At 48.8% G+C, this 23,328-nt stretch carries 18 protein-coding genes; 10 read left to right on the top strand and 8 right to left on the bottom strand.

Annotation, left to right across the window (positions count from 1 at the left end; translation table 11 throughout):
* Positions 1-182: 182 nt before the first annotated feature.
* Positions 183-530, bottom strand: coding sequence for a HopJ type III effector protein (locus tag MAQ5080_RS16660; protein WP_067213285.1), 348 nt, complete (start codon positions 528-530; stop codon positions 183-185).
* Between the two features lie 15 nt (positions 531-545).
* Positions 546-1,748: a Bcr/CflA family multidrug efflux MFS transporter gene (locus tag MAQ5080_RS16655; protein ID WP_067213281.1), complete on the bottom strand. Its 1,203-nt coding sequence runs from the start codon at positions 1,746-1,748 to the stop codon at positions 546-548.
* Between the two features lie 194 nt (positions 1,749-1,942).
* Between MAQ5080_RS16655 and MAQ5080_RS16650 the strand changes: the two genes are divergently transcribed.
* Positions 1,943-3,802, top strand: a complete 1,860-nt coding sequence (locus tag MAQ5080_RS16650; protein ID WP_067213277.1) for an ABC transporter ATP-binding protein — start codon at positions 1,943-1,945, stop codon at positions 3,800-3,802.
* Between the two features lie 42 nt (positions 3,803-3,844).
* Here the strand turns inward: MAQ5080_RS16650 and MAQ5080_RS16645 are convergent, their stop codons facing one another.
* The 3 genes from MAQ5080_RS16645 to MAQ5080_RS16635 all read right to left on the bottom strand — a co-directional run bounded on the left by MAQ5080_RS16645 (position 3,845) and on the right by MAQ5080_RS16635 (position 7,771).
* Positions 3,845-5,599: an alpha-amylase family glycosyl hydrolase gene (locus tag MAQ5080_RS16645; protein WP_067213273.1), complete on the bottom strand. Its 1,755-nt coding sequence runs from the start codon at positions 5,597-5,599 to the stop codon at positions 3,845-3,847.
* 58 nt (positions 5,600-5,657) lie between these two features.
* A complete protein-coding gene (locus MAQ5080_RS16640; RefSeq protein WP_067213270.1) occupies positions 5,658-6,884 on the bottom strand; it encodes a glycosyltransferase family protein in 1,227 nt (408 codons plus the stop codon).
* 62 nt (positions 6,885-6,946) lie between these two features.
* A complete protein-coding gene (locus MAQ5080_RS16635) occupies positions 6,947-7,771 on the bottom strand; it encodes an HAD-IIB family hydrolase (protein WP_067213266.1) in 825 nt (274 codons plus the stop codon).
* A 699-nt stretch (positions 7,772-8,470) separates the two neighbouring features.
* Here MAQ5080_RS16635 and MAQ5080_RS16630 point away from each other — a divergent pair.
* The 7 genes from MAQ5080_RS16630 to MAQ5080_RS16600 all read left to right on the top strand — a co-directional run bounded on the left by MAQ5080_RS16630 (position 8,471) and on the right by MAQ5080_RS16600 (position 16,232).
* Positions 8,471-9,700: a pyridoxal-phosphate-dependent aminotransferase family protein gene (locus MAQ5080_RS16630; protein ID WP_067213263.1), complete on the top strand. Its 1,230-nt coding sequence runs from the start codon at positions 8,471-8,473 to the stop codon at positions 9,698-9,700.
* Positions 9,701-9,957: 257 nt separating this feature from the next.
* Positions 9,958-10,950 carry a Bug family tripartite tricarboxylate transporter substrate binding protein gene (locus MAQ5080_RS16625; protein WP_067213260.1) on the top strand — a complete coding sequence of 331 codons (993 nt, stop codon included), beginning with the start codon at positions 9,958-9,960 and terminating at the stop codon, positions 10,948-10,950.
* A 66-nt stretch (positions 10,951-11,016) separates the two neighbouring features.
* Positions 11,017-11,457: a tripartite tricarboxylate transporter TctB family protein gene (locus MAQ5080_RS16620; RefSeq protein ID WP_067213258.1), complete on the top strand. Its 441-nt coding sequence runs from the start codon at positions 11,017-11,019 to the stop codon at positions 11,455-11,457.
* Between the two features lie 3 nt (positions 11,458-11,460).
* Positions 11,461-12,978, top strand: a complete 1,518-nt coding sequence (locus tag MAQ5080_RS16615) for a tripartite tricarboxylate transporter permease (RefSeq protein WP_067213255.1) — start codon at positions 11,461-11,463, stop codon at positions 12,976-12,978.
* 92 nt (positions 12,979-13,070) lie between these two features.
* Positions 13,071-13,754, top strand: a complete 684-nt coding sequence (locus MAQ5080_RS16610) for a response regulator transcription factor (RefSeq protein WP_067213252.1) — start codon at positions 13,071-13,073, stop codon at positions 13,752-13,754.
* On the top strand, positions 13,717-15,177 hold the full coding sequence (locus MAQ5080_RS16605; protein ID WP_067213249.1) for a sensor histidine kinase: 1,461 nt from the start codon (positions 13,717-13,719) through the stop codon (positions 15,175-15,177). The genes MAQ5080_RS16610 and MAQ5080_RS16605 overlap by 38 nt, the downstream gene beginning before the upstream one ends.
* Positions 15,174-16,232: an ABC transporter substrate-binding protein gene (locus MAQ5080_RS16600; protein ID WP_067213246.1), complete on the top strand. Its 1,059-nt coding sequence runs from the start codon at positions 15,174-15,176 to the stop codon at positions 16,230-16,232. Before MAQ5080_RS16605 ends, MAQ5080_RS16600 begins: the two co-directional genes overlap by 4 nt.
* A gap of 226 nt (positions 16,233-16,458) precedes the next feature.
* Here the strand turns inward: MAQ5080_RS16600 and MAQ5080_RS16595 are convergent, their stop codons facing one another.
* Positions 16,459-17,796: a RimK family ATP-grasp domain-containing protein gene (locus MAQ5080_RS16595; RefSeq protein WP_231870876.1), complete on the bottom strand. Its 1,338-nt coding sequence runs from the start codon at positions 17,794-17,796 to the stop codon at positions 16,459-16,461.
* Between the two features lie 177 nt (positions 17,797-17,973).
* Here MAQ5080_RS16595 and MAQ5080_RS16590 point away from each other — a divergent pair, with 177 nt between their 5' ends.
* Positions 17,974-19,077 (top strand): peptidase C39 family protein, encoded by a 1,104-nt coding sequence (locus MAQ5080_RS16590; RefSeq protein WP_067213242.1) that lies wholly within the window; start codon positions 17,974-17,976, stop codon positions 19,075-19,077.
* Here MAQ5080_RS16590 and MAQ5080_RS16585 read toward each other — a convergent pair.
* Together MAQ5080_RS16585 and MAQ5080_RS16580 are read right to left on the bottom strand one after the other, a co-directional pair.
* The gene (locus MAQ5080_RS16585) at positions 19,074-19,919 is read right to left on the bottom strand and encodes a universal stress protein (RefSeq protein WP_067213239.1); all 846 of its coding nucleotides are present in this window, start codon (positions 19,917-19,919) and stop codon (positions 19,074-19,076) included. The two genes, MAQ5080_RS16590 and MAQ5080_RS16585, sit on opposite strands and share 4 nt — an antisense overlap.
* A 10-nt stretch (positions 19,920-19,929) precedes the next feature.
* Complete coding sequence (locus MAQ5080_RS16580; RefSeq protein ID WP_067213237.1) at positions 19,930-21,414, bottom strand: SulP family inorganic anion transporter; 1,485 nt, start codon at positions 21,412-21,414, stop codon at positions 19,930-19,932.
* Positions 21,415-21,638: 224 nt separating this feature from the next.
* Between MAQ5080_RS16580 and MAQ5080_RS17455 the strand changes: the two genes are divergently transcribed.
* On the top strand, positions 21,639-23,328 hold a 1,690-nt coding region (locus MAQ5080_RS17455), incomplete at its 3' end, for a retention module-containing protein (RefSeq protein WP_156731488.1).

Raw genomic sequence — 23,328 nt, 5'->3', positions numbered from 1 at the left:
TTGAGTAAACGTTGAGTTGTCCGAAAAGGAATGAAGTTCATCGATACTAAGTAAGAGCTGTTGAATAGACACAAAAAAATCCGATTAAGAATGCTTAATCGGATTTTCTGGGGCTATTCAATTAAATCCTTAAGTGAACAGCATTAGCGATCAGCGCCCCTTTTACAGCATTCTATTCGCGCTTATTTTGCGCTAAGCGCGTCGCCTTCAAACTTCACGCCATCCCAACCATTTAGGATGAATTGGCGGATATTTTGGTGATCAGTCGCTTCAGGATGTTCTAGAACGTCTTTGCGGTAGAAATCGCCGAACAGGTTCAAAACGTCTGCTTCTGCAACATTGTTCAGTTTGGCGAAAGAGAAAATCTTGCAAGAGCCGTTGTTCTCGTTGGCTTGGTTCACTTGGGCACCGTTTTGAAACGCCGTTGGAGTGAAGTCGTACTCGTTATCGATCACGGCAATGGTGTCTTGGAAAGTAACCGTTTCAGGCGCGTTAGCCAGTTTTTCTAGTAAAGTTTGCGTTGTTAGCATGATTGAACTCTTACCTTAATTAGCTTCAGTGATTGGGTTTTGCAGCTCCATCTTTTGGACGGCGCGATAAATTGCGTAAGTGCCTAACCCACAAACCGCCATAATACCCAACATAGGCACAAAAGTACCGTTGTGGAGCACACTTAAAACGACACCCGTGAAGGCGCCCATGGAGAAGCGCAGGGTGCCTGCTAACGCTGCGACACTGCCATTGAGTGAACCTGCCCGTCGCATGGCTCCGCCCATAAAGCCACTGCCGAGAATACCAATGGGCCCCGTGAATAGCATCATAAACAACATGATTAATGCCAAAGGCGGGCGCTCCATAAAGCACATAATGATTAAGCAAATGGCATCAATCAGCAGTACTAGCATGGCGTATCGTACCAGTGTGTCGATGCCTAGCTTTTCAACAAAGCGACCATTAATCGTGGTGGCTGCCATCATAGACAGCACATTGGCACCGAATAGGAAGCCAAACAATCCTTCACTGATGCCGTACACCTTAATGTAGACAAAGGAGGCGCCAGTGACAAAACACATCAAGCCGCCAAAATGCAGTGACCCCGCCATGATATAGCCGATAATAATAGGGTTACGGGCGAGGCTGATGTAATTGCGAATGGCTGAACCAAACGATAACGGGGTACGTTTTTCTTTGGCGAGGGTTTCTGGAATGGTGCGTAAAAACAGAAAAATCGATAGGGCGGCCAGTAGTGCGAGAAAAATAAAAATCGCATGCCAGTTAAATACCACCAAAATCGTACCACCTAGGATGGGGGCCACCAGTGGCGCTAGCGCCATGACCAGCATAATCATCGACATGGCTTTGGCAAATTGATTGGTGTTGAGGTTGTCTTTGACCAGTGCTGGGATGGTAACCGCCACAGCGGCGCCACCGATGGCTTGTACGACACGGCCCCCCAGCAGCCATTCAAAGGAAGGCGCTGCGGCACACATCAGGCTGCCAACGATATAAATCCCCAAGCCAGTAACCACCACCTTGCGACGGCCGATGGCATCTGAGAGTGGGCCATAAAACATTTGAAACACTGCAAACACGATTAAGTAGATGCTTAGGGTTAGCTGAATGTGGCTAATGTCTTGATTGAGATCTTGCGCTACGCTTGGAAAACTGGGTAAGTAGGCATCAATGGCCAATGGGGTGATGCCGGCTAATAAGCCAAGGACCAGAATTACGGGAAGCGTCAGCTGCATAAATCTCCAAAAATATCGTCAACATTCGATGGTTAGTTGTGTTGGTCAATTATAATGAGAAGCATACCCACTTAATATGGCTAATTAAGGAAAGACAGCTTAATTGAACCGTTCGTGCAAACATTGGATAGTGATCCAATGTCTTGTGTGTTTCACTTGTCGTCATTTTTAGACTTTATTGACTATTGATCCTTATGTTGAAGTTATTTGAGCGCTGGCTGTCGGCCTATCCCGACATCGACCCAGAGCAATCTCCAAAAACACTGTTTGCTTTTTGCCGTTATTACTCAAAAGGCGCGGAGATCCCGTTAATCCTAATGTCGATGTTAACGGCAACCGTGGCCATTTTAGAGGTGACTCTGTTCAGCTTTATGGGACAGTTGGTCGATTGGCTGGTGACGAAAGACCCTGATACTTTTTTAAATGAAGAGTCTGGCCGTCTGATCGGCATGTCGGTGATGGTGTTGGTGGCCATGCCCCTGGTGACCCTGCTGCATTCGGCGGTGGTACATCAGACGCTTTTGGGGAATTACCCGATGCGTATTCGCTGGTTAGCGCACCGTTTTGTACTGCGCCAGAGTGTCGAATTTTTCCAAGACGACTTTGCCGGTCGTGTGGCCACCAAAGTCATGCAAACCTCATTGGCGGTGCGTGAAACCGTGATGAAACTACTGGATGTACTCATGTATATCCTGGTCTACTTTATCTCCATGTTGGTGCTGATTGCCCAAGCGGATTACCGTTTGGTGCTGCCAATGCTGGGTTGGCTAGCGGGTTATATCGCCATTCAAACCTATTTTGTACCGCGCCTACGCCGTATTTCTGAAGAACAAGCGGATGCGCGTTCCACCATGACCGGCCGCATCGTTGACAGTTACACCAATATCACCACGGTGAAATTGTTTGCCCACAACCAGCGCGAAGTGTCCTATGCCAAAGAGTCGATGAACGGCTTTTTAGCCACGGTGCATAAGCAAATGCGGATGGTTACCGGCTTAAACTTTTGCGTACAAAGCTTGAATTATCTACTGGCATTTGTGATCGCGGCAGTGGCCATTGGGCTTTGGCTAAACAGTGCCATCAGTGTCGGCGCCATTGCCATTGCAGTCAGTCTGGCGCTACGTTTGAACGGTATGTCCCAGTGGATTATGTGGGAAGTCAGCGCCTTGTTTGAAAACATTGGTATGGTCGCCGATGGTATGGGCACCTTATCCAAGCCTTTGTCGATACAGGACAAGGACAATGCTCAGCCGCTTAAGGTAATCGAGGGCGATATTCACTTTGATCAGGTGGATTTTCACTACGGCAAACAAGATATCTCCGTTATTGAAGCGTTAAACCTGCACATTAAACCGGGTGAAAAAGTGGGCTTGGTGGGGCGTTCTGGTGCAGGTAAATCAACCATTGTGAACTTGCTGCTACGCTTCCACGATATTGAAAAAGGCACTATTAGCATTGATGGTCAGAATATCAGTGACGTCCAGCAAGAAACCTTACGCGCCAATATCGGCATGGTGACGCAGGATACGTCCCTATTGCATCGCACGGTGCGCGATAACTTACTTTATGGTCGCCCTGATGCCAGTGAAGAGGAAATGATTGCCGCGGCGAAACAAGCAGAAGCCCATGACTTTATCCAAGGCTTGACCGACCCTTATGGCAACACTGGTTACGATGCCATGGTCGGTGAGCGTGGTATTAAACTGTCTGGCGGTCAGCGTCAACGTATCGCCATTGCTCGTGTATTGCTCAAGAACGCACCGATCTTGGTGTTGGACGAGGCGACGTCTGCGTTGGATTCGGAAGTGGAAACAGCAATTCAGCAAAGTTTGTACCGTTTGATGGAAGGTAAAACCGTGATTGCCATTGCCCATCGTTTGTCGACCATTGCGGCAATGGATCGCTTAATCGTGCTGGATAAAGGGGAAATCATTGAACAAGGCTCCCATGAGCAATTGATTCGTCAAGGTGGTATTTATGCCAAGCTTTGGTCGCATCAGAGCGGAGGCTTCATTGCCGAAGACATTGAAGATATCAAAACCGAAGTCATCTAGTTCAGCGGCTGTGCCTGGGTGACTCAGTGTAAAAAAGCAAAGCTATTTAGCTTTGCTTTTTTTATTGGCTAACCACAGGAATTGATACGGCATCAGGGTCACTTGTGCCATGCGGTCCTCGTATTTTTGATCGGTGATCAGGTCGGTCCAATCATCTGTGGCGATTAAGTTCAACTCTGCCAGATTAAAGCTTTGCGGCTCATCGGTAATGTTGTAAATGGCAAACAAACTTTGGCGACGATCTAAGCTTTGGCGCCAGAAGGCGAATAGCTTATTACCGGTATGCAAAATGTATTGTGTGGCGTTGGGGTGGAAGGCCGGTTGCGCGCGGCGAATTTGAATCAAATTACGCATAGCATGGAATACTTTCTGGTGATGCGTAGGGGTGTTCAGCCTGTGCTCTAGGTCATCTACATTCCAAATATGGCGGTTGATAGAGCGAAAGTGCCCAGTATTCTCCACTCGCTGGTAGTCGTTCTCCGTGCCAAACAGTGAATGAATATAGAACGCTGGTAACCCTTCTAACGCTAACTGAATCCCTGCAGCACACATAAAGCGAGCAAAATGCCATTGATCCGGACCTTTGCTAACTGAACCACTTAATGCGTCCCACAAACTGATGTTGATTTCGTAGGGTTTGGCTTCACCTGTGACGGAGGTTCGTGAACTGATCTTGCCACCAAAGCGCTTCATGGTATTGATCAGGTTATCCAGCTCCCATTCACTTAGTAGGCCCTCAGTCGGGCGTAGGCCAACGCCGTCATGGGAGGCAACAAAGTTCAAATAGGTGGTCCCTTGTTGGGCCGGTGGCATACGCATCAGCCAATCTTTTAAATGCTCACAACTGCCCGAGACCAAGGTGTTGATCAGCAGTGGTGGTAAAGAAAAGTTGTAAATCAAATGGGCTTCGTTGGCGTTACCGAAGTAGGTTAAGTTTTCGCGGTTAGGAATGTTGGTTTCCGTGATGATGACAGCATCGGGCGCATAGTGCTCAATCATCAGGCGTAACAAACGAATCATTTCATGGGTGTTAGGCAAGTTGATGCTGCTGGTGCCCGGAGATTTCCACAAAAAAGCCACGGCGTCTAAGCGGAACCAACGAATGCCTTTTTCCAAATACAGACGGATGATGCGCAAGAACTCCATCAGCACTTTAGGGTTTTCAAAGTTCAAATCGACTTGGTCATGACTGAACGTACACCAAACGTATTTCGTGCCATTCTTGGTTTGCACTTCCCGTAACAAAGGCGACATGCGTGGTCGCACCACGTTGCTCAGGTCAGCGTTAGGGTCTGCTTCATAGAAATAGCTGGCGCCAGGTTCCACCCCTGCCTTGTAATTTTCAAACCACATACTGCGGCTTGAGCAGTGATTGATGACTAAGTCGCCCATGACCTTAAAGTCTTGCGACAGCTCGGTAATGTTGCGCCATTTACCAGAAGATGGGTTAACAGAAGTGTAATCCATGACGCTAAAGCCATCGTCTGAACTGTAGGGGAAGAATGGCAACAAGTGCACCACAGAGATGCATTCAGACAACTCGGTTTTAACAAAATCATGCAGTGTGTTAAGGGGCGTGTCGCCGTCCTTGCGTAATGTATCCGCGTAGGTGATCAACATGATGTCAGACTGATCCCAGATATTGCGGTGCGGCTTTGGCGAGTCAGTTTTCGGATCCAAACCAAAGGTATTGAGACAATTACGCGTCAATTCACCCGCATCGAGGTGCGGGTAGAGGATTTGTAAGTGGCCAATCAGACGTTGCTCTAATTGGGAGAGGGGCGCTGCTTCTTCCATAGTGACCTACCTTGTTTCAATCAAACTTAAATGCGGGGTGAAGGGTTCCAAGCATGGCTTACTTTGGGCCGAACTCTTTCATATCCTGCATTACCGCATCTTCAAGCTGGTGCATTACCTCAGGAAAGGCACTGGCGACGCGGTTCCAACTCGGAATAAACGGCGCTTCCATAGGGTTTTCCAAGTACATATTGCCAGCTTTCATAATGTTGCTGGCAAACAGCTCTACGGCACGCTCTTCTGAATGCACATCCAATTTCAGACCGTTAATCTCGGCGTCGTTACGGTAGGTTTCGATGAAATCCAGCGCAACGCGATAGTAAGTCGCCTTGATGGTGCGGAAAGTTTCTTGGTTAAACACGATGCCATTGGTGGCCAGTTTGCGGAAAATGGCTTTGGTGATGTCGATCGACATTTTTGATAAGCCACCGTTGTCGTTGTCCGCAGACAGGTCCTGATGTTTGTGATCGTAGACGTCCGCAATGTCCACCTGACACAGGCGGTTGGTGGAGTAGTTACGGTACATTTCAGACAATACACCCACTTCTAGGCCCCAGTCACTGGGAATGCGCAAGTCCGTCATCACATCACGGCGGAACGAGAACTCACCGGCGAGGGAGTAGCGGTAGCTGTCGAGATAATCTAGGTAATCTAGATGCCCCAGTACCTTTTTCAAAGAGTACAACAAGGGGGTGACTAAGAGGCGGCTCACGCGTCCGTTCATCTTGCCATTGGCGGTACGGGCATAAAATCCTTTACAGAACTCATAGCTGAAGTTCGGGTTGGCGACGGGGTAGATCAAGCGCGCTAACAGGCTGCGATCATAGGTGACGATGTCACAGTCGTGCATGGCTACTGCGTCGGCTTCGGTAGCCGATAGGGCATAACCCATACAGAACCACACGTTGCGGCCTTTGCCTGGGTCGTTCGGTGATAGTTTTTCCCCTTTTAGGGTTTCATCAATGGCGCGTAGGCGTGGTCCATCGTTCCACAGAACTTTATGCTTTTGCGGCAGTTCGGAGAAGAATTCGAGTGCGTGTCGATACTGTTCTTCGGTGGCACGATCTAGGCCAATGATGATCTCGATCGGGTAGGGCACCTGTTTTAGGTGACGAATAATATTTGGCATGGCATCGGTTTCAAGCTCGGAATACAAGCAAGGCAGAATCAGTGCCATGGGGCGCTTCTTAGCAAACTCACAGAGTTCTTGCTCCATGTCCTCAAGTGGACGTTGAGCTAGGTTGTGCAGTGTTGTAATGATGCCATTCTGGTAAAAATCACCCATTGTTGTCTCCTATAGCATGTTGTCATGCTTGATTTGATCGCAGCACTGCTGCCAACAAAAAATTAAATAAAACCCTCGTTTGCTAGGGCCTGATTGATGGCCTCGCTCCAACCTTTTGGGCCGTATGAATCGGTAATCCAAACATCATTTCGGCCCGGAATTTCAGGGGGTATATGGACTGGGGAGCGGACCACGACGGGAATATCGGCTTGGCTAATCATGCCCACATCGTTTTCACCATCGCCTAGGGCGATGCTCGTTACGGGCAGGTGGTAGGTGTCTTGATACACTTGCTTTAGCCACTTCATGGCCACCGCTTTATCGCAGTCCTGTCCCATTAAATGGACAAAACGGCCACCTTTTTGCACCTTGATACCCTCGTGCACGAGCTCTTGCTTAAAGTGTTCTAAGGCAATGTTAGAGTCGTTCCAAATCATGGGCTCAGTGAACTCTCTGCGTAGCGACAGCTCAGCGGTATGAGGGTCAAGGCCGGTATGTTCTACTAGTTGTTCGGTTGTCAGTTCGTGATAGCTGATGAAGTCGTAGCGCGACTTCATCGCATGAGATAGTTCAATTAACTGCTGGCGTTCAGGACCAAAGGCTTTGACAAGAAAGTCGCCTTGTTGCAGCAAGTCATCATTGATGTTGAGATTTAATGTTGCCGGCACATACACAGCGGCACCATTTTCGATGATAAAAGGGTCTTTATGTTGAAGAGCTTGACGCAGTTCAAGCAGCTCCGCATAGGTCTTACTGGTATTTAGGACACAAGGCACTCCTAACGTTTTCAAACTGGAGAGCGCGTCGCTGGCCGCAGAAAAGTCATAGTTATAATGATCCAGTAAAGTTCCATCTAAATCAGTGAAGACTAGTAATGTGGTCGTCATATGTTGGGGCGAGGTGGGGGTTCCACTTCAGCCTTTCCTCCTTATTTCCAACAGCCAATGCGTGCTGACCTGTTTTGGCACATTCGCTGTGTCATGGGATAACTGACTCTGTTAGTCAAAGCAATATGCTTGCCAGCACGCTATAAAAGTTTTGAATAATGATCAGTTTAGGGGCTTTGCAACACAGATTTGTGACAGCCCTAGAGCAGTGCTGGCAAGGCCTGCGTAAAATTTTTGTAAGGTTAAGTGAGGGCTATCTGAATCTGTCAGCTTGCCCTGCGGCTACTTCGATGTGGGCGCCCTTGGCGCTTGGCGGAGAACTCGGGGAAGATGCTTGTGCACTAATTTGGTGCAATATTTCGCGACTGCACCCCCTTGTTTATGTGTTTGCTTAATTATTGAACAGTATCAGGGAGTGCGCCCTGTGCAAGGGTGGGGGCATTGGCAAGTAAAAAACACTACCAGATAAATCCTGTATTGGTGACTTGTATGGGTTCACGCACTAGTTTTGGAGTATTCGACTCTTTTCAAAAACTAGACTCTTAAAAGACAAAGGATTGCAGTATTATTTCAGATGATTATTTTGGAAATTAAAAATTTACCGAGTTTTGCACTGAAAAAAGGCAATTTTCGAGATTTGATTTCTCAGGTAAATCAAGATGGATTTTTCTTAAAACGCATATTTAAAGGCAGGTAAATATGAATTCTTCAACGGGTATTCCCCGTCCTCAACTCCAATCGTTAGACGATATCCTTCCACAAGAACCTCTTCTGATGATGGGCGCTGGCCCTGTGCCAATTCCTGAACGTGTGGCCAAAGCCAACTCGGTGGTGATCAATCACCTTGGTACAACGATGGCTAAGGTAATCGACCAAGTTAAAAGCATGGCGCGTTATGTATTTCAAACGGAATCCAAGTGGGTTCTTGGTGTCGCGGGACCTGCCTCCGCCGCGATGGAAATGACCGCCGTAAACTTGCTGCAACCGGGTGAGAAGATTCTGTGCCTGAATAATGGTTTCTTTAGTCATCGTATGGCGGAAATGGCCGGTCGTGTTGGTGCGGATGTGCATGAGTTGCATATTCCAGTCCATGAAGCAGCCGATCCTGATCGTGTGCGTAAAGCGATCGAACAAGTTCGCCCGAAAGTGATCAGCATGGTGCAAGGTGAGACCTCGAACACGGTTTGTAACTACACCCTGAAAGACATCGCCGCGATTGCCAAAGAATACGGCTGTCTAGTGGTGGTGGACGCTGTCTGCACCTTAAGTACCATGCCGTTGAAAATGGATGAATGGAACGTTGATGTGGTCATCACCGGCGGTCAAAAAGGCTTGTCATCGATTCCTGGCGTGTCCTTGGTGGCGTTTTCCAATGAAGCGTGGCAAGCAATTGAAAATCGTACTTCGCCACTGACGCATTGGTGCTTTGACGTGAAGCTGGCAGAAAATTTCTGGCATCGTGATGGCTATCACTACACGGCACCTGTATCTGGCATCATGGCCTTGCACGAAGCCTTGAAGTTGGTGTGTGAAGAAACCTTAGAGCAACGCTTTGCGCGTCATTTACGTTGTTCGCAAGCCTTGCAAGCGGGTATCGCAGGCATGGGCTTGGATCTATTTATCGAGCCGACGGCGCGATTGAACTCTGTGGTGGGTATTAGCATCCCGGAAGGCCTGACGGCTAAGCAGATTTGTGACCATATTTCGGAAACCTACCGTGTTGAAATCGCCGGTTCTTTTGGTCAGCCAATCGTGCGTATCGGTCAGATGGGTGAGCAATGTCGTGAACATAACCTGTTCCGTACCTTGCACGCGTTTGGTAGCACCATGCGTGATCTAGGGGTGAAAGTCGACCAGCCAAATGGTATGGCGGAGATGGAAGCCTACTTGCAGAAGTACCCACGTCATGTGCATCTCGATGTGGCTTAATCTGACTGACTGAGTTTGTTTACAAAAAAATCCCCACTTTTCCGATGAGAAGTGGGGATTTTTGTTTTTTAGGCTAGGCTCAAACCTGCAAAGGGACGGTATTTAGATCGCTTGGCTACATTTATTTGCACAATTTTGTCTAAAAACTTTGCTCATGACAGGGTCATGACAGGTTCGCAGAGTATGTTGTGAAACATGGATGTACCAATACATTCTTTTATCTAAATACAAAAAAAATAAAAGCAGGAGATAAAGTCATGCTTAAGACCATGTCAATGAAATCTGTTCTAGTTTCAGGTGCTGCGGCACTAGCCATCGCAGGTCAGGCGCAAGCCTTTGAACAATCACGTAGCGCTGAATGTATCGCACCCGCTAACCCAGGCGGTGGTTGGGACTTCACCTGTCGTAGTGTTGGTAAGGTATTGACCGATCTAGATTACATCAAAGGTAACGTACAAACTGTCAATATGGCAGGTGCTGGTGGCGGTGTTGCGTTTGCACACACGGTCAGCAAACGTGCTGATGATGAAGCCCTAATCGTTGCCGCAAGTACTGCAACGACTACGCGCCTTGCGCAAGGCCAATTCCCAGGTATGAACGCTGACCAGGTGAAATGGGTCGGTACACTGGGTGCAGACTACGGCGTTATTGCCGTCGGTAAAGACTCTGAATACACTTCTTTGAGCCAAATGATGGAAGCCTTGAAAGCCGATCAAGGTTCTGTGAAGTTCGCAGGTGGTAGTGCTTCAGGTGGTTGGGACCACTTAAAAGTATTGATTACAGCGAAAGAAGCTCAAGTAGAAAACCTTCCAAAAATTCGTTACCTAGCCTTCAGCGGCGGTTCTGAAGCCCTTGTACAAGTGGTCGGTGGCCACGTAGATGCCTTCACCGGTGATATCTCTGAAGTGAAAGGCTTCATGGACTCTGGTGACCTTCGTGTACTCGCGGTGCTTTCTGAAGAACGTTTGCCAGAACCGTTCGATCAGATCCCAACGGCAATGGAGCAGGGTATTAGCTCTGTGGCGCCTAACTGGCGTGGTTTCTATGTGCCAGGTGAAGCAAGCCAAGACTCTTACGATTGGTGGGTCAACACAGTTGATGAACTGTACAAAACTCAAGAATGGAAAGACGTTATGGTGAAAAACGGCCTAATGCCTTTCAAAAAGTCTGGTGAAGAGTTCACTCAATTTGTGAAAAACCAAACTCTGGACATCCAAATCCTATCTAAAGATATCGGTCTGATTCGTTAATTAGATCGGCTTTGAGGGGGCCCTCGCCCCCTCCGTTTTATTCCTCGTTATTGTTGGAGCAGATACATGCGTATAACCGACCGTGTGTTTGGGGTGCTATTGCTTATTTTGGCCGTTACTTACGGTTATGAGGCAACCAAATTTCCTGTGCCATTTGGTGGTCAGGAATCCGTAGGCCCTGAAACATTCCCGATTCTACTGTCTATTATCTTGGCGATTGGCTCTCTGTACATGATTGTTAAGCCAGATGAAGATGCTAAATGGCCAGCAGTGTCAATGCTGTTAGAGCTTGGTGTTGTTTGTTTAGTGCTAGTGCTGTTTGCCTTTGGTCTTGAGCACGTAGGCTTTGTGTTATCGGCAACGCCTGCTGTGGCATTCCTATGTTGGCGCATGGGGGCAACCCCAGTAAAGAGCTTGCTAACAGGCGGCATTACAGCAGTTGTGATCTACGTGTTGTTTACGCAGGTGCTTGAACTAGCATTACCATCCGGTATTTTGGGGCTGTAAGTTATGGGTACGATTGAACTATTAATGCAAGGCTTTGCGGTGGCGCTGTCACCTGAAAGCATCATGTTCGCATTGATCGGTGCTATTTTAGGTACCTTGATTGGTGCGCTACCAGGCTTAGGTCCTGCGAACGGTGTGGCGATTTTGATCCCATTGGCGTTTAGCTTGGGGCTTTCTCCTACTTCTTCTTTGATTCTATTAACCTCTGTTTATGCAGGGGCCATGTACGGTGGTCGTATTTCTTCGATCCTGCTGAATATTCCCGGTGATGAGCCAGCCATGATGACCTGTTTAGACGGTTATCCGATGGCGCTTAAAGGTAAAGCGGCCGAAGCCTTGGCTACCTCTGCTATCGCCTCGTTCATCGGTAGCTTTATCGCCACCATTGGTCTGGTCATCTTGGCACCGATCTTGGCGAAATTCGCTCTTAAGTTTGGCCCAGCAGAATACTTTGCCTTGTTTGCATTGGCGTTTGCAACGCTAGGTGGCATCACAGGTAAAAACCAATTTAAGACGCTGATTGCGGCGGCCTTGGGTCTGATGATTGCGACCGTTGGTATCGACATCTCATCTGGCGTGCAGCGCTTCACCTACAACAGCTTACACCTATTTGAAGGTATCGACTTCTTAATCGCGATCGTAGGTTTGTTTGCCATCTCTGAGTTGTTCTTCTTCCTTGAGCAACATGCCGGTGACGGCCTAAAAAAAGTGGCGTTGAACAAGCTTAAGTTGACCGCTAAAGATATTCTGTTTGTGATGCCTGCCTCACTGCGTGGTGCATTGCTTGGTTTCGTTTCTGGTGTATTGCCAGGTGCGGGTGCCTCTTTGGGGAGTTTCGTAAGTTACACCCTAGAGAAGAAAGTGTCTGACAAAGGTACCTTCGGTAAAGGCGACCCTCGTGGTGTTGCCGCACCTGAAGCGGGTAACAACGGTGCCGCCTCGGGTGCATTAGTGCCAATGCTGACGTTAGGTGTGCCAGGTAGTGGTACCACAGCAGTCTTGCTAGCGATGCTGATCTCTCTAAACGTTAACCCAGGTCCAATGTTGTTCCAACAGAGCCCTGATCTAGTGTGGGGTGTGATCGCAGCGTTGTTCGTTGGTAACCTAGTGCTATTGCTACTTAACATTCCGATGGTTGGTGTGTTTGTTAAGCTACTGAGCATTCCACCTAAGTACCTAATGCCGATTGTGACGCTGATTGCGTCGGTGGGTATCTTCTCTATCACAGGTAGTGCGATTGATCTGTACTTCATGGTTGGCTTCGGCATCATGGGCTACGTACTGCGTAAAGTGGAAATCCCTCTAGTACCAGTTATCCTTGGTATGTTGTTAGGCCCTGAAATGGAGAAAAACCTACGTCATGCGCTAGTGCTATCAGACGGTGATTGGACGGTTCTTTGGAGCAGTGGCCTAAGCATCGGTCTATGGGCGGTTGCTGCAGCGGGTCTGATCCTACCAATGGTGTTTGGCTCGATCCTGCGAGGCAAAATGAAACGCTCGAAAGATGGTTTGGTAGACTAAGAGTTTGCTACACTGAAAGAGCATTGTTTGACCACAAGTCCGGTTGAGATGATCAGCCGGACTTGTTTCGTTTTAGGCCATAAGGAGTCGCTATGCGGATTTTGGTCGTTGAGGATACAGAAGTCCTAGGACAAGCCATATGTGATCGATTGTCGAGCTTGGGCCATGGCGCCGATTTGATCCAAGATGGCAAACAAGCTAACGAATTTTTACGTTACCAGTCCGTCGATCTGATTATCTTAGATTTGAACTTGCCTAATGTATCGGGCTTACAAATTTTACAAGCGCTGCGTCAGCGAGAAGACGCTACCCCAGTGCTGATTTTGACCGCTCGCGATCAAGTGGACGATCGTATCCGCTTATTGGACGCCGGTGCGGACGACTATTTAACCAAGCCGTTTGATTTTGGTGAGTTAGAAGCTCGTTGTCGTGCGCTACTGCGCCGCAAGCAGGGCTATGCTTCCAATATGACCGAGCATGGCAACATCACAGTGGATCGCGACAGTCGACAAGTTTCAGTTGATAAAGAAGTGCGTGCCATTACTAACCGTGAGTTTCGCCTGTTAGAGATTTTTCTTGGCCATTTGGGGCGAGTGCTCAGCAAAGATGAACTCACGGAACATTTGTTTAACTTCGATGAAACCCCAGGGCCCAATGCCATCGAACTGTATGTGGCGCGCCTGCGTAAGAAGTTAGCCGGCAGTGATCTAGTGATCAGTACTTTACGAGGCATCGGTTATGTGGCGGAAATTACCCCCGCAAACAAGCGTACTTGAGCGGTCGCTGGATTATCGACATTCGCCTTCCTTACGGGGGCGTTTTATCGCCGTCGGTGCGTTCACCATTATCTTAATTGCCGCCTTGGCGATTAAATTAGTATTTGATTACTCCGAGCGTTTAGCTGACATCTCCTACGATCGCTTGCTGCGCAGTGCGCTGCTGCAAATGGATGAGAACGTTGGCCAAGAAAACGGTGAAATTACCATCGATATCCCTTGGTCTGCCTTTGCGACCTTAGCCCAAGCCAGTGATGACCGTGTGTTCTACAAGGTAGAAAGCTCATCACAAGGCTTTATCACCGGTTATTACGACCTAGATTCCACGCCTGCTTTGCCTGTCGAACAGGGGGGGATTCAGTTCTTCGACCGACAATATTCCGGTGAAACTCTGCGTTTTGCTTGGCTTGAGCGTTATCTCACTGAACCGGATGCCAGTGGTACCGTTAGGATCGCCTTGGCCCATACACGTCTCTCCCGTGAGGATATGGCCGCCTCGGTAACTCAGCGAGCGGTAGAGTTGATCACCTTGGTCGCACTGGTGTCGATTGTGCTCTTGGTGATTGGCAGTCAGTTAATTCTGCGCCCTTTGCATCGTATCGAGCAGGAGCTGGAGCAGCGCACACCGGGGGATTTAACGCCATTAACGTTGAAAACGCCCCGTGAAACCTACCATTTAAAAGTTGTGATCAATGACTTTATGCAGCGCTTACAAACCAACCTAGAAGAGCTTGAGAATTACACTGGCAATGCGGCCCATCAGCTGCGGACACCGATCGCCAGTTTAAAAGCGCTGGCGGAAAACGCCCGTGACATTGGCAAGCCTGAAGAGCAGCATCAAGCGCTTGAAAAAATTGTACAGCAATGTGAAGCACTCAGTGACACGGTCAGCTTTTTGTTGAATCAAGCTATGATAAGTCATCGCCTGCAATCAAAGTCGCTGGGGCTAATTGATATTGTTCAGCCGATACAGGAATCCTGCCGTGCCCAAGCTCTGACCGCGTTTCGTAAAGGGGTGATGCTGTCCTTTGAAAGTGATCTAGACGAAGCGGTGATTGTTGGCGATACCATGGCCATCGAACAAATGATGCAAAACCTTATCGAGAACGCTGTGCGTTACAGCCTGTTAGAGGACAGTAATGAGCGGCGTGAAGTGATTATTCGTATTACGCCTTTGCCACACATTTATCGCGTGCAAGTAATTGACCAAGGTGTGGGGATCACGGATGCCGATAAACAGCGAGTGTTTGAGCGCTTTTACCGCGGACGTTATGACATCCCAGGATCCGGGGTGGGGTTATCGCTGGTGAAGGACATTGCTAACCACCATAATGCCGAGGTTCAGCTATCTGATACGGCGCCCCATGGCACCACGGTCACGGTGGATTTTCCAGCGTTTCAGTTTAAAGGAGATCACCAATGAGAATGCTGATCGCGCTCTTATGCTTTGGCTTGAGTTCACTGGTGAATGCGGCGCTGCCAGTTTGGTTTGGCTCAGAGCAGGCTTCTAGAACCTTATATATCCATTCCACTTTGGATATGACCTCGTTTCGGCCATTACTGGAGCGTTTTGTCGCCATTCATCCGGATGTCCGCATTGGCTACATCGATGTTAATACCTTAGAGCTGTATTACCTAACCGTCTCGGAAACGGCACAGCCCACAGCCAGCTTAATTTTAAGCAGTGCCATGGATTTGCAACTAAAGCTGGTCAATGATGGCTTTACTCAGGCTTATCAATCCAGTGAAACCGATCGTTTGCCTAGGCAGGCTAAATGGCGTGATGAGGTATTTGCGTTTTCCTATGAGCCGGTGGTGATGATGGTCAATAAGAACGCCTTCGCTGCTGGGGCGATTCCCGAGGACCGTCAGAGCTTGTTAAGTTATATCCGACAGCAAGATGACAAGGTGGCAGGGCGAATGGGCACCTATGATATCCGTACCAGTGGGGTCGGGTATTTGATGGCCAGCCAAGATGCCAGACAAGCGGATGCCACCTGGGGGCGGATGCTGGAAGCCTTTGGTAGCCATGGTGTGAAAACTTACTGCTGCTCCAGTGACATCATTGACGATGTGGCGACAGGGGAGCTGGTGGTGGGGTATAACTTATTGGGCTCCTATGCCGCGCAGCGAGCGAATGCCGACGACAACCTAGAGATGATTATCCCCAAGGATTATACCCTGATGTTGATGCGTACGGCGGTGATTCCTAAGCGCGCTGACAACCCACAAGATGCTGGCCGTTTTTTAGATTTTTTATTGTCAGATGAAGGGCAAGCGTTAATGACGTCGGAGGAGTTATTGTATCCGATTCGACCGGATCAAGAGGCCACGCACTTTGCCATGCCATTGGGGCCTACGCGGACGATCCGCACGGTAGACCTGGATCAGCAACTGCTGGTGGGCCGTGATTTGGTTAAACAGCGTCGTTTTATTCGCAGCTGGGAGCTGGCGTTGGAATTAAGTAGCGGCGATTAGCTTTTCTCCTGCCTAGACAAAAAAGCCGATGGCTCGCGCATCGGCTTTTTGCAGGAATGCTGGGCTTAGAAGTCAGAGTGACCTTGGGTTTTTTGCTGCATCCGGCGTAAGAATTCCGACATGATTTGCATGTAGAGTTCATCGCCGAGGTACTTGTCTTCTACACCTCGATCAATGCTTGGGTTGTCGTTGACTTCGATGACGTAACCACGGCCTTTGACTTCTTTTACATCGACGCCATATAAACCATTACCAATCGGCTTGGTCGCAGCAATGGCGGCTTGGTCGCAGCAATGGCGGCTTGTAGCACACGGCGTGGCACTTCAAAGGTAGGCAGGGTATCAAAGCCGCCACTTTCGCTTTTTGATTCACCATGCTGGTAGATCTGCCAGTGGTTCTTCACCATGTAGTAACGGCAAGCAAAGATGGGTTTGTTGTTCAAAATACCAATACGCCAGTCGAACTCGGTGTACAAATACTCTTGTACCAACAGCAAGCTCGACTTCTTAAACAACTCGTCCAAGCACTTAGTGAGCTCGGCACGATCTTGCGCCTTTAATACGCCTTTGGAAAACGCACCGTCAGGGATTTTCACTACCATGGGGTAGCTGATGTGCTGTTCGAGAGTGTCCTCGATATTGCTTTCACCCTTATGGATGATGCGTGTTTTCGGACTGGGTACCTTGTGCGTATTGAATAGGTCCGCTAAATACACCTTATTGGTACAGCGCATGATCGATTGTGGATCGTCCATCACTACCAAGCCATTGGCCTCGGCTTTTTTCGCGAACTGATAAGTATGATGGTCGATATTGGTGGTTTCACGAATAAACAGGCCATCATATTCTGGCAGGCGCACGATGTCCTTAGGACCAATGATGTCTACTTGAATGCCCAGTTGTTTACCGGCTTGGACAAACTTCTTCAACGCTTGCTTATCGCTTGGCGGCAAGGATTCTTCTGGGTTCACCAGCATGGCTAAGTCAAACTTAATGCTGCGACTCTTACGCGCTTTATTCCATACCTTGGAGCTAAAACCATCCAATGCCTCGGCAAAAAGGGTTTCTTCCGCATCGTCTAGCACTTGGTGTGAGGTCGCTTTCAACGACTTCACTTGCCACTGTTTTTTGTAGCTCAAGGTAAACTCGATGACCGGCGATGGGAATTTCTCGAACAGTTTGCGTGCGAACTCCTTCAGCTCTGGCTGTAGCGTATTGCCAAAGACCGCATGGCCTTTGATCGTTGTGGGCTCTGCGGGCGTGCCTAGCTTTTGCGCTAAGGATGGTAGCCACTGTGACAGTTCAATGTCATACAAGGCTTTCTTGTTCAAATCATTCAGCGTACGCACAGATGGCATAACATTATGGCCGCGGCTTTCAGCAAGCAAGGAACAGTAGTAGCCATCGGATAAATAGCGGCTGCTCTTACACAGGTTAATGATGCGGGTGCGATCGTTTACCTTGGTGGTCAGAGACAGGTATTGAGGGAATGTGATGACATGATCGCTGGGTAAAAATGCGGACCAGTCCTTAAGTTGATCTACCACGATATAAGTTTGTGCCATGTAGAAAATCCTTCTATAGGCTTGTTGATATGAGCGGATAATGCGCTCTTTTTTGTTTTTCTAATAGTAGTAAATTATTCAAATTTTAAGCATATTCAAGACTATATTTTTTAGTGGTTCTTGCCCTAGAATCCGCTTCATTATCCCTGTCTTGGTTAAGGCTCAGAGGGCCTTTGTATGACATCAGAAATTCAAGTTCGTATTGCTCAGTTGTCCGATCTCGATGCCTTGGAAGCGTTAGAAAAACAGGCTTTCCAAGGGGATCGCATGAGCCGTCGTAGCCTACGTCACGGTATTAAGGCGGATACGTCTGTGATGCTGGTGGCTTATGAGGGGGAAGTACTGCTGGGCTATGCCTTAGTACACTTTTTTAAAGGGCGTGCCCATGCTCGTTTGTACTCGCTAGCGGTTGCGCAAGCAGCGCGAGGCAAAGGCATTGGTGCGTTACTGCTAAGCCAATCGGAGCAGCATGCGGCCAAGCATGGTTGTATTTCTTTGCGCTTAGAAGTCAGTGAGCGCAATGAAGCGGCCATCGCCTTGTATAAAAAAGTCGGTTATCGCAGCTTTGGTAGCTATCAAAATTATTATGAAGACACCAGCAACGCGGTGCGTATGCACAAGCGTATTCGTGCCTTTGATGATAAAAGTAAACTGTTAAAAGTCCCTTATGTCGGTCAGCGTACACCCTTTACCTGCGGGCCTGCTTCATTGTTGATGGTTTGTGCAGCAAGCAATGAACAAGCGGATGTCAGTCTTGAGCATGAATTGGATATTTGGCGTGAAGCGACCACCATTTACATGACCAGTGGTCATGGTGGCTGTCACCCTACGGGACTTGCGTTGGCGGCCAAGCGTCGCGGTTTTAACGCGGAAGTTTGGTTGAACGACGATCAGCCTTTATTTCTCGATGGGGTGCGCGATGAGCTAAAGAAAACCGTACTGCTTGCCTGTCATAATAAGTTTCAACGGGAGAGTGAGGCCGAAGGAGTTCCGGTGCATGACCAACCTATGTCGAGCCAGGATTTGATGGCAGCAGTAGACCAAGGTAAGTGGGTGATTGTGCTGATTAGTACTTATCGTCTCGACGGCAAAAAGTCCCCTCACTGGGTGGTGGTGACGGGTTATGACGATCAGCATATTTACGTGCATGATCCGGATTTTGAAGACGATGTGGCGCTGGTGGAATGTCAGTATGTACCAGTGGTGACGGCGGACTTTGAAAAAATGAGTAAATTCGGCCGCTCACAATTGCGAGCGGCCGTGGTGGTGTCTAAACCTTAACGTAAGATCAGAACTGGAACTTGGCAGTCCGTCAGCATCTTAGTGGTGTTGCTGCCAACAAAGAATTGACGCACTTTCGAGTGGGCATAGGCGCCCATTGCGATGAGGTCGATCTGATTCTTTTGTTGGTAGTTGAGTAGGGCACTTTGAATCGTTTCCCCTTCAATTAAATGTGACTCGACTTGGAAGCCAAGCTCATTGAGCTTGTGGCGCGCTTTTTCTAGCGCGTCTTCCTGGTCTGCTACGTCACGCTTTACCATCACCAAATGACAAGGGATGTCTTTCAGAAGCGGGCTTTGTGCAATACGCTCAAGGGCCGCGATGGCCGTTTCACGACCATCGTAAGCCACCATAAAGCTTTCAGGGGCTTTGAACTCATCTGAAACCACCATGATAGCTTGAGATAAAGAGCGTGCCGCATTCTCAAGGTTTGAGCCAATTACGGCTTGCTTTGAGTGCTTGGTGCCTTGCTTGCCCACGACAAACAAACGCGTGTCGTCTTGTATGGCTTCTAGGGTTTCTACAAAATCACCATGGCGCTGTAGCTTGCTAAGAGGCAGGTCTCGCTGCTCAAGGTAAGCCTCGGCATACTCTAACAATACTTTGCCATGCTCCAGTGCGACTTTGGCACGTTGTTCATCCAACGCCGTTAACTCAGTGAGAAGGTGTTCACGGCTACCAAAACCAATGGTGCCGGACAGATCTTGCTCACTGTTGCTTTGTTTTTCTAACGCGTGCAGAAGCACCAGTGGACTTGCTAGCTTTTCAGCAGCCCAAGCAGAGGCTTCGATCACCGGTTGTGTTAATGGCGAGCCATCAATACATGCAACTATGTTCTTCATCCTTGCCTCCTTAGTGGCCGCTTAGCAGTTTTTCCGCTTCTTCTGGTTTGTTGTGCACACCGAATTTATCGACCACGGTAGCCGTGGCTTCGTTCATACCGATCACGTCAACTGTTGCACCTTCACGGCGGAACTTGATCACTACTTTATCCAATGCAGACACTGCAGTGATGTCCCAGAAGTGTGCTTGAGACAGATCGATCGTTACGTGCTGAACGGCTTCTTTAAAGTCAAAAGCATCGTTGAACTTTTCTGCAGAAGCAAAGAATACTTGGCCGACCACTTTATAAGTGGTGCCTTGCTCAGCGTTCTCTGTTTTAACCACCATAAAGCGGCCAATCTTGTTGGCAAAGAATAGAGAAGCCAACAGTACGCCAACAAACACACCCAGTGCCAAGTTATGAGTTGCCACAACAATAGCAACAGTTGCCAACATAACAATGTTGGTCGACATTGGGTGATGTTTCAAATTAACAATCGATTCCCAAGAGAAAGTACCGATCGAGACCATGATCATGACAGCAACCAGAGCGGCCATTGGGATTTGTCCAATCAGATCATCTAGGAACACCACCATAATAAGCAGCAAGACACCCGCGAACAGCGTTGATAAACGGCAACGACCACCAGATTTAACGTTGATTACCGATTGACCGATCATGGCACAACCTGCCATACCGCCAAGCAAGCTGGCACCGATGTTTGCTACGCCTTGACCTTTACACTCACGGTTACGATCACTGGTCGTATCCGTTAGCTCATCGACAATAGTTGCTGTCATCATTGACTCAAGCAGACCAACAACGGCTAGGCCTAAAGAGTAAGGCAAGATGATCATCAGCGTTTCAAGGTTTAGTGGTACATCTGGCAATAGGAAGATTGGCAATGAATCTGGCAGTTCACCCATATCGCCCACGGTACGAATATCTAGACCTACGGCCATCGCGAATGCCGTTAGCACCACGATACAGACCAGCGGGCTAGGTAGTGCTTTACCAATAACAGGTAGGTAAGGGAACAAGTAAATGATACCTAGACCTGCCGCAGTCATGGCATACACATGCCAAGTCACATTAGTCAGCTCAGGCAACTGTGCCATAAAGATCAAAATGGCGAGTGCGTTGACGAAACCAGTGACTACGGATCTGGAAACGAAGCGCATTAAACTGCCAAGCTTTAAATAGCCTGCGAGGATTTGGAAGGCACCACAGAGAAAACTGGCGGCGAGTAGATACTGTAAGCCGTGCTCTTTAACCAAGGTCACCATCAATAGAGCCATGGCGCCTGTGGCTGCTGAGATCATACCTGGGCGTCCACCCAAGAAGGAAATGATCACCGCGATACAGAACGATGCGTATAGACCGACTTTTGGGTCCACCCCTGCAATGATCGAAAAGGCAATTGCTTCTGGAATCAGAGCTAACGCCACCACGGTACCGGACAATACGTCGCCACGTATGTTCGAGAACCACTCTCTTTTTAATGTATCAGTCATGGACACCCTTTAATTGTCTTGAGATATCGCAGCAGAAATAGCCGGACACATTGCATGTCAGAAGCTGCAAAATGAAGTGTCGCATTATAAAGAGTCACATTTATGAACGCAATTTGACCGATGCCAACAATAAGCCCGTAACTGTACCTTGGTACAATAGATTTTATCTAACAAAGTTAATAGGTTAGCCTGAAGCATAAATTTAAACAGGGATTTAATATTCTATGAGCGACAATCAATCTTTTGCAGCACTTGGTGTACCGGTAGGAACCGTATTACAAATTGAAGGAAACGTACGCGCTCAATCCGTTGATCAGCAGGTCCGTGTCTTAAAAGAGGGCGACCCAATATTTCACGGAGATGTGATTCTCGCCTCACCAAACGGCAATGCCATCATTGGATTTAATGATGGAACAGAGATCTATGTCGCAGATGTCCCTGTAGAAATTACCGAAGAAGTTTATGGCCTGGCGGAAGCCCCAACAGAAGAGCTTGCTGAAGAGTTTGTAGAAGATGGTTCTGCAGAGCTAACGGCTTTCCAACAAGCTGTTTTAGCGGGACAAGACCCGACAGAATTCCAAGATGCTCCGGCGGCTGGTAATACACCAGATGATGACGGCTCTGATGTGCGAGTTGATTTAGCACGCTCTGGTGAGGAAGCTGAACCTACCTACGGTTTTGATATTCAAGCTAATAACTCTGGGCAATCCTCAACCACTGACTCCACAACTATTGGATCTTTGAGAACCACTGAAGGGGGGGCAGATAACACCTTGACAAGTTCATCAGGTGATGCTCAGACGGGTGGGGAGGGTGACTCACAATCTGAAGGTACCTCTGAGCCAGAAACGCAACCTGCGCCATCGCCAGAGCCTGCGCCATCGCCGGAACCTGCGCCATCGCCAGAACCTGCGCCATCACCGGAACCTGCGCCATCGCCAGAGCCTGCGCCATCGCCGGAACCTGCGCCATCGCCAGAGCCTGCGCCATCGCCAGAGCCTGCGCCATCGCCGGAACCTGCGCCATCGCCAGAACCTGCGCCATCACCGGAACCTGCGCCATCGCCAGAACCTGCGCCATCGCCGGAACCTGCGCCATCGCCAGAACCTGCGCCATCGCCAGAACCTGCGCCATCGCCGGAACCTGCGCCATCGCCAGAACCTGCGCCATCGCCAGAACCTGCGCCATCGCCAGAACCTGCGCCATCGCCAGAACCTGCGCCATCGCCAGAACCTGCGCCATCGCCAGAACCTGCGCCATCGCCAGAACCTGCGCCATCGCCAGAACCTGCGCCATCGCCAGAACCTGCGCCATCGCCAGAACCTGCGCCATCGCCAGAGCCTGCACCATCGCCAGAACCTGAGCCAGAAACGGAAGAGCCTGAGCCTGAACCTGAAGTTGTAAATCAGGCTCCAGAGATTAATGTCAGCGAAAAGCTTGATTTTGATCAAGGTACTGGAGCTGCTAAAAACGATTTGGTTGCACGTTTCACCAAGAGCGATGCTGACGGCGATGATGTAACCGTTAGCCTAAGCGATACCACAAATTACGCATTGGTTGGCGATACGGTTGTTTTAACTGAAGCAGGCGCGGCGTTGGTGAACGCTGGTGAAGAGCTTCCTGAATTTACCTTGACTCCGAACGATGGCAAAACGGATGGTGAAGCAGTATCCGTAAATCCGGCAGTCGTAGCAGAAAATACAGCGCCTGTAATCGACGTAACAGAGCGCTTTGATTTCGCTCAAGTCGATGGAGCGTCTGAAAATGACCTTGTGGCGACCTTTACTACAGCAGACGAAGACGGTGATGAAGTTACGGTTACCTTGAGCGATATGGACAACTATGCGTTAAGTGGTAATACAGTTGTTCTGACGGAAACGGGTGCAGCGTTAGTCAATGCAGGGGAAGAGTTGC

Origin of the sequence: Marinomonas aquimarina (assembly GCF_900089755.1) — a bacterium.
Lineage (GTDB): Bacteria > Pseudomonadota > Gammaproteobacteria > Pseudomonadales > Marinomonadaceae > Marinomonas > Marinomonas aquimarina.
Note: the sequence above shows the minus strand (reverse complement) of the source record. Positions and strands in the feature narration are given on the sequence as shown.